Source organism: Hymenobacter seoulensis (genome assembly GCF_054780535.1).
In genome coordinates this window covers 237881-249723 of sequence record NZ_BAAGWD010000005.1, presented here as the reverse complement: position 1 = coordinate 249723, position 11843 = coordinate 237881, and the positions used below count along the sequence as shown (strand labels likewise).

9 protein-coding genes are annotated in these 11843 nt (G+C 58.6%); 3 read left to right on the top strand and 6 right to left on the bottom strand.

What is annotated here, in order from left to right; all coding sequences use genetic code 11:
* The 5 genes from ACYVHC_RS18970 to ACYVHC_RS18950 form a co-directional block, all read right to left on the bottom strand.
* On the bottom strand, window positions 1–313 hold a 313-nt coding region (locus ACYVHC_RS18970), incomplete at its 3' end, for an amidohydrolase family protein (protein ID WP_460615371.1).
* Between the two features lie 1084 nt (window positions 314–1397).
* Window positions 1398–2366, bottom strand: coding sequence for a site-specific integrase (locus tag ACYVHC_RS18965; RefSeq protein WP_460615370.1), 969 nt, complete (start codon window positions 2364–2366; stop codon window positions 1398–1400).
* A gap of 271 nt (window positions 2367–2637) precedes the next feature.
* On the bottom strand, window positions 2638–3705 hold the full coding sequence (locus ACYVHC_RS18960) for a PAS domain-containing sensor histidine kinase (RefSeq protein ID WP_460615369.1): 1068 nt from the start codon (window positions 3703–3705) through the stop codon (window positions 2638–2640).
* A gap of 314 nt (window positions 3706–4019) precedes the next feature.
* Window positions 4020–4430 (bottom strand): hypothetical protein, encoded by a 411-nt coding sequence (locus ACYVHC_RS18955; RefSeq protein WP_460615368.1) that lies wholly within the window; start codon window positions 4428–4430, stop codon window positions 4020–4022.
* A gap of 57 nt (window positions 4431–4487) precedes the next feature.
* Window positions 4488–4901, bottom strand: coding sequence for a hypothetical protein (locus ACYVHC_RS18950; RefSeq protein ID WP_460615367.1), 414 nt, complete (start codon window positions 4899–4901; stop codon window positions 4488–4490).
* A 284-nt stretch (window positions 4902–5185) separates the two neighbouring features.
* Between ACYVHC_RS18950 and ACYVHC_RS18945 the strand changes: the two genes are divergently transcribed.
* From ACYVHC_RS18945 to ACYVHC_RS18935, 3 genes are all read left to right on the top strand, one after another.
* Window positions 5186–6742: a DUF6377 domain-containing protein gene (locus tag ACYVHC_RS18945; RefSeq protein ID WP_460615365.1), complete on the top strand. Its 1557-nt coding sequence runs from the start codon at window positions 5186–5188 to the stop codon at window positions 6740–6742.
* Window positions 6743–7268: 526 nt separating this feature from the next.
* Window positions 7269–9380, top strand: coding sequence for a glycoside hydrolase family 97 protein (locus ACYVHC_RS18940; protein WP_460615364.1), 2112 nt, complete (start codon window positions 7269–7271; stop codon window positions 9378–9380).
* A gap of 91 nt (window positions 9381–9471) precedes the next feature.
* On the top strand, window positions 9472–10869 hold the full coding sequence (locus tag ACYVHC_RS18935; protein WP_460615363.1) for an alpha-amylase family protein: 1398 nt from the start codon (window positions 9472–9474) through the stop codon (window positions 10867–10869).
* A 365-nt stretch (window positions 10870–11234) separates the two neighbouring features.
* Here ACYVHC_RS18935 and ACYVHC_RS18930 read toward each other — a convergent pair whose 3' ends face one another.
* Complete coding sequence (locus ACYVHC_RS18930) at window positions 11235–11669, bottom strand: hypothetical protein (RefSeq protein WP_460615362.1); 435 nt, start codon at window positions 11667–11669, stop codon at window positions 11235–11237.
* Between the last annotated feature and the right edge of the window lie 174 nt (window positions 11670–11843).

The window sequence follows — 11843 nt, the reverse complement described above, 5'->3', positions numbered from 1 at the left end:
GGTAGTCCTCAATGGGAAAGGGTTCGCCGTCTACGTTGGGAAAATGGGCATGCATGTCGTACAGTCCGGGCATGACGAATTTGCCTGGCGCATCAATTACAATCGTGCCCTTGGGAAACTTTTGCTTGCTGCGCCCAACGGCCACGATCTTCCCATTGCTGACCAGGACATTGGTGTTGGATACGATTGATCCCGATTGTACCTCCACCACGTTCACGCCCCGGAAGGCATAGCTTCTTTCCGCCTTTTTCAAGGATTGGCTGAGGCCCACCATGGAAAAAAGACAGAGCAATAGCAAATAGCAGTACTTCATTGTCAGAACGCGTTGGGGAAGTGGGATGGAGCCTAAATAAAAAAGAGTCAGTAAGTCCAGTACTGCTTCTTGAATGTCAGAGTTAATGCCCGATTTCCGCTTATTAGCCCTTATAAGGCAGCAGGTACTTGGCATTTCCTTGCACTTACGGCCTGGCAGAATCCGTAACCAGAGCAGCAGGTACAGCGCCAAGTACCCCCGCCGCGTGTGGGGTAGGTTGAGCAACAGAGCCGGGGAAGGGCATCTTCAGGAGCCTGGAGTTTGTGTTCCAGCGAAGGAGCAGAGCCGACCAAGGAGTAGGTGGTAGTCATCTCCGCTGGTTTTGTTTCTATGGGTTAGTAGAACGGACCGACGGGGGTGCCAAATTTCGAGCACTTCATCTTCAGGACTCTCTACTTGGCGAAAGTCGGTTACCTCTGCCCGCGCGAACACACGGGAGCGACCATAGAAGCGGCTGATGGGAGTACACGCAATCTTTTTAGCGGTAACTACTACTTCTACTTGGTAGTATTTCACCAGTCCCAGTACTGGAAAGAAACCAAGGGTTACCAAACTATAGCACACGATGGATTGCCAAGGGTCGTGGACAGGCAACAAGGCCATCACCGGAAAAGCCAGCAAACTGGGAGCAGTCAGTTGCAGGGCATAAGCGAGCCGCTAAAATGCCTGGATACGGTACGTCGTAGGTTGTAGGGCCATGTAGGAGAAGCGGGTGGCTGAGGTAGGCGGCGGTACTAGCTCTGTTTGGGCTTTCAGATCCTCGCCTAGGAGGAAACGGAAACTTTTATTTGATCCGTGGCTATTCTGTTACCCGACTGTGGGTGAGCCTACGAAATTGGCGCTGGTTTTCATCTATCTGATAAGTCGTTTTTGGCCCGTTAATACTTTTAATAAAATCGCAGGTATTGAGCCATTTTGTATTTTTATTTTAGATTGCAACCACAGCATTTGCACTTGTGTATTTAATTAATAAATAATTATTTTAATTTTATTAATTAAATAATATTAATGTATAGTTAATTGCAAAAACTGGTATTTAACTATGCGTGTTAGAAAGTTATATTACTTAATAAGGGTGACACTGTTACAAACCGAGTTCCTTGGCGGAATTATGCTGGCGCACATTGTCCAGGCGGGTATAGCGCCGGATCATGGCGGAGGTCTTGTGCTTGGTTTGGTTCATGACCTTGGAGTCGTCTGCCCCGTTGAGCTTGGACACGGTGACAAAGGAGGCCCGCAGGGAGTGGGCGGTAAACTGCGAACCCAGGTACTGCTGCACAATCAGGTTGGTGTACTTGGTGGTCATGCGCCGGGTCGTGAGCTGGTTATTCTTGCGCAAAGACACAAACACCGGGCCTTCGTTTCGTCCTAAAAGTTTCAACCAGGCCTGCAGGGAGCGAATAGGACATAAGGCAGAATCCGGGGAGTAAAAGATGGCTTTTTCCTCGGCCTGGCCCAGCTGGTTGGTTTTGCTCTGGGGCAGGGTCACGACCAGCCCGTCCTCATCAAAGGCTAGGTCCTCGATGTTGAGGGCTTCGAGCTCCGAGCGCCGGAACGCTCCGGTAAAGCCCAGCAAGAGCAAAGCCCGGTTGCGCAGCCCGGCGGGCACGGTCACGTCAATGCTTTTAATGGTGCGCTTAAACCAGTCCAGGGAAAACGCGGGCGCCTGCTTCTGGCGGGTCTTGATCTCGCGGGCAATGCCTTTGAGCAGCACCTTAAGCTTTTTGTCGGTGGTGGGCGACTCCAGGCCGGCCAGCTCGTGGGCCTTGGCGATGGCGGCGGCGTGCCGCTCGATGGTCGCAAACTTTTTGCCCGTATCGGCCAGCTCGGTTAGAAATCCCACCAGCGCTTCCACCGAAGCGGGCAGCGCGGGCATCTCGTGCAAGGTGCACCAAGTCGTAAAGCGCTTCCAGTCCCCGGCGTAGGCGCGCACCGTGTTGGCCGCCCCGCGCAGGCCCGAGGCGATGTAGCGGTGGGTGGATTCCACCAGGTGGGCCGGCACCTGGGCGGCCGGTGAGGCGGTGACGACGGGCAGCTGATTCTCAGTAGCCATATATATAAGGAGTAGCCAAGCGAAAAGTAGTGAATTTCGCCTGGCTAAGATAAGGAACGATAAGTAAACATTATCAGTCCTTATCAAAAAAGGCGAGTCCGGGAAAAATGCCGCCACAGTTTGCTGAGTTGCGACCGCTCCGGCCCTGAAGTGAACCGGGTCGTTGCCCTGCCGCCCGCAGATACACTCAGTATCCCCGCCACGACGGGCGCGGCCTGCTCGGCCGCCGGCTGTGCCGGCTGAATTTCCGGCCCGGCCCGCTACGCTAGCCTTACTCGCCGGGGGCGGACGAAGTCGGAACGCGCAGGGTAATCCGGGTGCCCCGGCCCGGGGCGGACGTCAACTCAAACTGCCCGCCCAGCAGCTGCACCCGGTCCTGCACGCTGCGCAGGCCCAGCCCCCGGCGGGCGACAGCGGGGTCAAACCCCTGGCCGTTGTCCTGCACCCGCAGCTCCAGCCAGGGCTTGCGGGCCGAGAGCGTTACCAGGGCCTGCGTGGCCCCGGCGTGCCGGGCCACGTTGGCAATCAGCTCCTGGCTCATCCGGTAAAGCGGCAGGGCCAGCTCCCCCGGTACGACCAGGGTCGGGGACGCGACCGCCTCTAGCTGCAGGTCGGGCGTGCCGCACTGCCGGCAAAGCTGGCGCAGGGCTTCCGCCAAACCGAAGTCCGTTAAAACCAATGGCACCAGCTGGTGGGAAAGCTCCCGGGTCTGGATGATGGCGCTGCTCAGCAGCTGGGCTACCCGGTGCTGGGTTTGGGCCACAATGGGGGACGTATTTTCCCGGGACAGCTGCTCCAGGTGCAGCTTGGCGGCGTACAGCAGTTGCCCTACCCCGTTGTGCAGGTCCTCGGCCATGCGCCGCCGCTCCGCCTCCTGGGCCTCCAGCACGGCGTTGGCCTGCTGGCGCTGCTGCTCCAGCTGCAGGGCTACCAGCGCGGCCTGCGCCTGCTTGCGGGGCGAGATGTTTTCCACGCTGATAACGGCCCCGTCCCCGTAGGGCACGGCCGTCCAGCGGTACCAGTTCCGCACGCCTTCCCCCTCGTAGTACTGCTCCAGGTCCATGGGCTGGCGGGTCTGCACGGCCTTGACCACTCCCTCAAACAAACCCACGGTCACGGTCGTGGGCCAGTGCTGACACATGCGCATGCCGGTCAGCGGATAGCCGACTATTCGTTCCGCTTCCGCGTTGGCCAGGACCACCTCAAAGTCGGTGATGGCGCCGGCTTCGTCGCGCACGCTGCGCATTACGTGCAGGGCCATGGGCGAGGAGTCGAAGACTGCCTCCAGCAGCGCCTGCTGGTGGGGGTACCGGGGAGGGGAAGGATCGGAAAGGGGCATCAGCCGAAATATACGAGTTTGGCCAGCGCCGTTGAGCTTATATTCGACTTGTTTACCCCGCGCCGGCAAATCGGGGCCAGGGCCTGTGGCGGGGTTTGGTGCGGGTAGGTTTTCGAGCGTCCTGCCACGTCTCCCGCCCGAACGGAACCGGGGTAGCCTCCGCTCGCTTACTTATTGCGGGCGAAGGGTTTCGGGCGGTTGCGGAGGCTGCCACCCGCCCGCAGCCGGGCCCACCGCCCGGTCCACTGGCGTAGGCGTTTTATAGGGGCATGTAAGGTCCCGGCGGCCGGTGGTAATGCACGTAAGCCCTGGCCTTAGTGCTTAACTAAGGTCGTTACCTGGACGATGCTTCTTCTGCCCGCTTCCTTCTTTCCATTCACCAGGGTCAGGTGGGTCGGGGTGAACAGGGTGATTTCCTCGGTGTGGGCGCCCTGGGCCGTCGTAATGCTTAAACTCGTATTGGAATAGCTATAGGTGCCCGCTAGCGACACCCACGCATTAAGCGTGGAAGTGAAAGTGTTGTCCGCCGCAAACGTATAATAGTCGTTGGCGGTGCCCAGCGTGTGATTTTCATAGTCAATCGCACCCTTGTCCGTGTACACGGTAGAATGCGTGGATTCGATATCCCACCGGCCGGTGATGTCCTTCAGGGGTTCGCTGGATTCCTTGGCGCAGCCGCCCAGCAGTACGATACCAAGAAGAACAGAAAATAAGCGGGCGCGCATAATAAGTGGGGAGGGAGGCATGGATCAAGAGATAAGGGCGGGCCTGGAGCAAGCAACTTAGTGCTTTGCGTACCGGCTAATCGTTATTCCGCCTTCTTTACCCACTCGTCTATCACTCAATAAAACGAGGGAAGTAGCCGAGAGAGTCGTGATGGTAAATGTTTGCGAGCCCTGAATGGGGTTGACCAGCGTCAGGGAATTGTCCTGTCTGGCATACGTACCACTCCAGCTGAGCACATCCCCGGAATAGGAGTCGTAGGTGTTATCGCGGGCAAACAGCAGATAGGCGTTGGCATGGGTGTCTTTCAGCTGGTAGGTTGTGTCGCCGGCCGCATTAAATAAAATCAGATGCACCCCGCGCGAATCCCAGCGGCCGCTTAACTCCGGGGCCGGGGGGGCCGGCTCCTCGTCCTTGGTACAGCTGCCCAGAAATAGGATACTTAATAGTAAGAGAAGTATGTAAGCGCGCATATAGGCTGAATGGTATGAATGTAGCTCTGTAAAAATACCGCTCAGGAACTAAGTAAAAAAGCGGTCGGCTCGGGACAGCTTCAGGGTAATAGGCACCACAATAAATTCGCTGGAGCGGGCAGCAGGTTGCTGGCCAGTTAGTGCAGCCAAAGCACTAGCCTAACTATTCATTACTTTTGGCGCCTGCTTTAGGAAAAAGAATAGTCTGTCCCCTAGTGAAATTCCTGCTATCCCTCTGCGTTTTAATACTGGTTACCGGGCGGGGGGTGGCGGCAGTCAGCAGGGTGGATCAGCTGCTGGCGGAGCTCAGACAGGTACTCGCTCACAAGCAGCAGTTTGATGCGCAGCGGTGGCAGCGGGTATCGGTGTTAACGGCCGCTTACGCCGCAAACAAAAAGAACGACGACGCAAAGTTTGAGCTGGGCCTGCGGATTTACGACGAGTACAAGGCGTTTAAGTATGACTCCGCCTTTGCTTACAGTCAAAGGATAATCCGGGTCGCCCAGCACCTGGGGGATCCCGAAAAAGTGGAGGTGGCCCAACTCAAGCTCGCCTTTATTCTGCTTTCCTCGGGCATGTTTAAAGAAACCTTCGAGACCCTGCACCGGATAAACCCCGCCTTGCTGTCGAAGGCCGACCAGCACGACTTTTACTTTCTGCAGGCCCGCGCTAACAGCGACCTGGGTGATTTCAATCAGGACCAGGTGTATCGTCCGGCCTACCACTCCGCGGCCCTGGCCTACGCCGACACCGCCTTGCGCTATAGCAGGCCGGGCTCGTACGAAAGCCTTTCCGTGCAGCAGTTTCAGGCGGTAAAAACCCGCAACCTGCCGGAAGGCCTGCGCTTGTATGAGCAGTTACGGCAGCTGCCTTCGCTCACGCAGCACCAGCTGGCCGTAAGTGCGAGCACCAGTGCTTTCATTCACACCTTGCTGGGCCAGCAAGACCAGGCCTTTGAGCTGCTGCTTATTTCCGCCATTGCCGACGTAAAGTCGGCAACCAAGGAGACCGTCGCCATTTTTCAGCTGTCCAATTTGTGCTACCAGCGCGGAGACCTGGAAAACGCCTACGCCTTTATTAAAGAGGCCCGGCAGCAGGCGGCCTTTTACAAGGCCCGGCAGCGGCAGATTGAAATGAGCCACGTGTCCTCCTTAATCGAGGAAGAGAAAATCAACATCATCGAGCAGCAGCGAAAGTCCCTGCGGACGTATTCCATCGCCGTGACCCTGCTGGCCCTGTTCGTGGTGGGGTTTATTCTGATTATTTTCCGGCAGCTACGCAAGCTGCAAAAGGCCGGCCGGCTGATTGCCGCCACCAACCGGGAAGTGCAGGCGCGCAATGGGGAGCTCAGGCTGCTGATCAGCGGCCTGAACGAGGCCAACCAAATCAAGGAAGAGTATATCGGTTACTATTTTCATCACAGCTCCCAGCTGATCGATAAGCTGGAAGCGCTGAAAAAGTCCCTTACCACCCAGCTGGAGCTCAAGCAGTACGGGGCCGTGCAAAAAATTATTAACGCTATTGCGGTCAAGCAGCAGCGCAGTGAGCTCTTTAAGGGGTTCGATACGGTGTTTCTGCGCTTGTTTCCGAATTTCATTGAGCAGTTTAATGCCTTATTCCGGGAAGAGGATCGGATTCACCTGGCGGAAGATCAGTTATTAACCACGGAGCTGCGGATTTTCGCCTTGATTCGGCTGGGTATCACCGATAGCGAGCAAATAAGCCGGATGCTGGGGTATTCCATCAATACCATCTACACCTACAAAACGCGCGTTAAAAACCGCTCCCTGGTTGCCAACGACGAGTTTGAGGCGCGAATCCAGGCGCTGTCGGCCATTTAGCGGTAGCAGCTGGCCTTGCCCGGGTCTTCCCGCGCGGGTACTGGCAAGTTGGCCCCTGGCCGGTGGCTGGGTTTACCCCGGCTTGCTTTGAGGGATGGCCGCGCCCTGCTGAAATCCACTGGCCGCCTGTTGCCAGCATGCTCGGAACGGAGCAAGGGCCGCCGGCTACCCCGTCACGTTCGGTAGCTAAGCTACCTACGGCTGCTTTGTAACCCTGGGTTACTTGGCCCGTTCGGTCCTGCCCGCTCCTTATCCCGCCCACTTTTTTACGATGGGTGCTCCATACCTAGAGGCTTGGTTTTACTGCCCGTAGGAGGGCGCCCTAGTCTGAGCACCCCGCCCCGGAACAGGCCCTGAGTTAGGGAGCTGGACTAATTTCAGCTTATATTCAGTTCATATTTTACCGTCTTAGGTAAGTTGTAACTATCAGTAGGTAAGTTGATTAAATGATGATATGCTTTATATTTTCTTGATTGGGATTTGACAAGTTTTAGTTGGGGCCGGGGGTGGGTTTCTTTGTCTGGTAATGAAGACAAATTTATTCTCGCTGCTGCTTTTGCTGCTGGGCATCGGCGCGGCGGCCCAGCCCACTGCCCCCCTGCTGGCCCGCCTGGATAAGGTCAGCCTGACCTTTGCCCTGGATGCCCGGGGGCAGCCCACTTATGCGGTGCACTTTGCCCAGCGACCGGTTATCACGCCCTCCCGCCTGGGCCTGGATTTAGCCGATGGCGCCGGCTTCGAGGGGCCCCTGCTGGTCACGGGCAGCGAGGTCAAGCAGGTGGACACAACCTGGCAGCCGGTATGGGGTGAGGTTAAAGATATCCGCAACCACTACCAGCAGCTCACGGTCCATCTGCGGCAGGCGGCCGCCCCGGGGCGGCTGCTGGACGTTGTGTTCCGGGTGTTTGCCGACGGAGTGGGCTTCCGCTACGAGTTTCCCCGGCAGCCCAACCTGACCTACTTCGTGGTGCAGGAAGAGAAAACGGAGTTCAACCTGCCGGCCAACCATAAGGCCTTCTGGATTCCGGGCGACTACGATTCCAACGAGTACACCTACAGCACCACCCGCCTGAGCGAGGTCAATACCACGCCCATCGAGGCCATTCAGCTCAAGGCCGCGCCCAACCGGATTCAGACGCCCCTGATGCTCAAGTCGGATGATGGGCTGTACGTGAACATCCACGAGGCGGCCCTGGTCAACTACCCGGCCATGTTCCTGAACGTAGATACCAAGCGCTTCAGTTTGAGCAGCCAGCTGGTGCCCTCCGCTACCGGGGCAGCCGCCTACCTGCAAGCGCCCGAGCACACGCCCTGGCGCACCATCGTGGTCAGCGACAAGGCCCCCGAGGTGCTGGCCAGCAAGCTCATCCTCAACCTGAACGAGCCCACGGCCCTGGCCAGCACCGACTGGATTAAGCCGCAAAAGTTCGTGGGCGTGTGGTGGGAGATGCACGTGAACAAAGCCAGCTGGAACTACGCCGACACCAGCAACCTCAAGCTGGCCGGTACCGACTGGAGTAAGCTCAAGCCCAACGGCCACCACGGCGCCAACACCGCCAACGTGAAGCGCTACATCGACTTTGCTGCCAAGCATGGCCTGGCCAGCGTGCTGGTGGAAGGCTGGAACGTGGGCTGGGAAGACTGGGCCAATAACTGGAAGGAAGAAGTGTTTGACTTCGTGACGCCCTATCCCGATTTCAACGTGCCCGAGCTCCAGGCCTACGCCGCCGGCAAGGGCGTGAAGCTGATGATGCACCACGAAACCAGCTCCTCCGTCACCAACTACGAGCGTCGCCAGGAGGCGGCCTACCGCTTCATGAAGCAGTACGGCTACGAGGCCGTAAAAACCGGCTACGTGGGCCGCATCATTCCGCGCGGCGAGCACCACGACGGGCAGTGGATGGTAAACCACTACAACCGCACGGCCCAGAAAACCGGCGAACACCAGCTGATGGTGGACATGCACGAGTCAGTGCGCCCGACGGGCCTGCACCGCACCTACCCCAACTGGCTGGCTAGTGAGGCCGCCCGCGGCAATGAGTTCAACGCCTGGAGCAGCGGCAACCCCCCTGAGCACGAGACGATCCTGCCCTTCACCCGCCTCATGGGCGGCCCCATGGACTACACGCCCGGCATCTTCCAAATCAAGCTGGAAGGCTGGAATCCGCAGCGCAACCAGGGCAAGCAGGTGCACACCACGCTGGCCAAGCAGCTGGCCCTTTACGTGACGATGTACAGCCCCCTGCAAATGGCTGCCGACCTGCCCGAGGCCTACGAGCAGCATCTGGACGCCTTCCAGTTCATCAAGGACGTCGCCGTAGACTGGGACGACACGCGCATTCTGCTCGCGGAGCCCGGCGACTATATCACCACGGCCCGCAAAGCCAAGGGCACGCAGGAGTGGTACCTGGGCGCCATCACGGACGAAAACGCCCGCACCCAAACCGTCAAGCTCGATTTCCTCACGCCCGGCATCACCTACCAAGCCATTCTCTATACCGACGGCAAAGGCGCCAGCTGGGACAAGAACCCCCAGGCCTACCACATCCGCCAGCAGAAAGTAACCAGCAAATCGGTGCTCAAGCTGCCGCTAGCCCCCGGGGGTGGGGCGGCCGTGAGTTTCAAGCCGATACGCTAAACAATCCCCAGCGCGGCCGGCCCGGCCCGCAATTTAACTGGCGTTCGTTTCCTGCCCTTCCTCCTACTTCTCATCCCTCCTACTACGCCTCATGTCCTGGTCTAAACTTTCCTTTGCCTATCACCTAAGCCTGCTGGCCATCAGCACGGTGCTGGCCGGCTGCAAGCCCGAAGCGGTTGCGCCTTCCCCGGTGCCCCCGGTCCCCACCCCGCCAGCGCCCACCCAGTACGGCACCCCGTTTACCGGCGTTCCCGACCGGCGGGATGCGGTCATGTACCAGGTGAACATGCGGGCCTTTAGCCAAGGCGGCAACTTTGCCGGTGTAACGGCCCGCCTGGATTCTATCAAGGATCTGGGGATAAATGTGCTCTACCTGATGCCGATCTATCCGGTGGGGCAGGTGAAAGCCGTGAATTCCCCGTACGCCGTCAAGGACTACCGGGCCGTAAACCCGGAGTTTGGTACCCTGGATGACCTGCGCACCCTGGTAGATGGGGCCCACCGCCGGGGCATGAGCGTGATGCTGGACTGGGTGACCAACCACACTTCCTGGGATCATGCCTGGATTAGCCAGCACCCGACCTGGTACCTGCAGAACGGGGCCGGGGTTATTCAAAGCCCGCCCAACACCAACTACCTGGATGTGGCCCAGCTCAACTTTTCCAGTGCGCCCATGCGCCTGGAAATGATCTCGGCCATGAAGTCCTGGGTGTACACGGCCAACATCGATGGGTTTCGCTTTGACTACGCCGACTATCAACCCGATGATTTCTGGAAGCAGGCGGTGGATACCCTGCGCAACATCAAAACCCATAAGCTGCTGCTGCTGGCCGAAGGCACCCGCAGCAGCAACTTCGCCTCGGGCTTTGATTACACATTTGGCTTTAACTTCTACGGGGGCCTGTGGGATGTCTACCGCCGGGCAAAGGCGGCTACCACCTTTGACGGGCTAAACACCAGCGAATTCGCCGGCGCCGCCGGTGGGCAGCAGGTGGTGCGCTACATCACCAATCACGATGTGAACGGCTCCGACGGCTCCCCAGTTACCCTGTTTGGGGGCCAGGAAGGCGCCATGTCCGCCTTTGTAATAACCTCCCTGCTCAAGGGTGTACCCATGATCTACAACGGGCAGGAAGCAGGGATGACGGCCAGCATACCGTTTCCCTTTACCTCAGTGAAAGTAAACTGGGGCGAAGCCCCGGGCGTAACGAAAGCCTACAAACGGTTGCTGGCCGCCCGGGCCGGCAGTGCAGCCCTGCGGCGCGGAACGCCCACCTCCTACAGCAGCGCGGATGTCTGTGCTTTCACCAAAACGGAGGGCAATGACCAAGCCCTCGTACTGGTGAACGTGCGCAATACCGCCTCAACCTACCAGCTGCCCCCGGCACTAGCTGCCTCCACCTGGAGTGATGCGCTGCAGGGAGGCTCCGTAAATCTGGGCAGCCAGGTAACCCTGCCCGCTTATGGCTACCTGGTGCTAAAAAAGTAGTAGCAACCCCTGTAAGCACTCAGCGCCAACGTCGTGGCCTCTTCAATTTCGCCCCCGAGAGCGGAGAAAAATCCGGATCCTGCCCGAGCAGTACTTCGCTGGGGCAGGATCTTAACGGAAAAAGGGTTCGGCTAATCGGGTAGCCGGGAGAACCTGCTGGCACTGCCCGCCACCATAGGGCTAGTCGTGGTAGGCTGCTGTACGCTGCCAGAAGACCAGCGGGAGCTTAGAGGGTCCAACCTAGCCCGGGAGGAACAGGACACTCTAGTACCACCCCAAGCATGCCCTGGTATACTGGGCTGCTCTCTAGATTTTCTCAGGCTGCCGCCACTGTCAGGCAACTGGTAGTTGTTGGGACATGTCCTTTAGGCTGACTCCCCCTCGCCCTGCCGCTCCCGCTGCCGAGCCAGCCAGCTAAGGGCTTCCTGCTCCTGCGTAAACCAGCCCATGCGCACCCCGTGGACAAACGTATCCGAGGGCTGTTCGTAGCCTTGCGTGGGTAGCCCTTCCCAGACAAAGGGGGGAACCATAAACGCGATGCAGGGTTGGCCCTTCAGTTCGGTTCGTACCCGGGGGAAGTAGTCCTCCTGCATCCACTCGTGCAGGGCCTGGGGCTGCGCTTGCTGATGGGACCGGCCATCGAGCAGCCAGTACCGGCACTGGTGAAGCCGGGCGGTGGCCAGCAGGAGTTCGCAGGTTTCGGTGACCTCCTCCGCGCTCAGCGGGCGCAGGTCCCGGCCCTGCAGCAGCGGAGGGTCACTCTGATACGTTACGGCGTAGTAGCTAAGCGAAATAGGCAACGTATAATCGATAAAGTGTCAGGCAAAGGTACGCTGCTCATGGGATACCCCGAATGCCCTGGATCACCACCTATACAATAAGCTTGGTGATTCATTTCATTGCCCCTTCCTTACTGGTTGGTGCGTTACGAGCAGCCACCCCTAAGCCGGCAAGTAGCCGGGGCATACCCGGCG

Bases quoted from the DNA above. Each gene is read 5' to 3' on its own strand.
- ACYVHC_RS18965 (WP_460615370.1), bottom strand. From the start codon at position 2,366: ATGGCTACTGAGAATCAGCTGCCCGTCGTCACCGCCTCACCGGCCGCC.
- ACYVHC_RS18960 (WP_460615369.1), bottom strand. From the start codon at position 3,705: ATGCCCCTTTCCGATCCTTCCCCTCCCCGGTACCCCCACCAGCAGGCG.
- ACYVHC_RS18955 (WP_460615368.1), bottom strand. From the start codon at position 4,430: ATGCGCGCCCGCTTATTTTCTGTTCTTCTTGGTATCGTACTGCTGGGC.
- ACYVHC_RS18950 (WP_460615367.1), bottom strand. From the start codon at position 4,901: ATGCGCGCTTACATACTTCTCTTACTATTAAGTATCCTATTTCTGGGC.
- ACYVHC_RS18940 (WP_460615364.1), top strand. From the start codon at position 7,269: ATGAAGACAAATTTATTCTCGCTGCTGCTTTTGCTGCTGGGCATCGGC.
- ACYVHC_RS18935 (WP_460615363.1), top strand. From the start codon at position 9,472: ATGTCCTGGTCTAAACTTTCCTTTGCCTATCACCTAAGCCTGCTGGCC.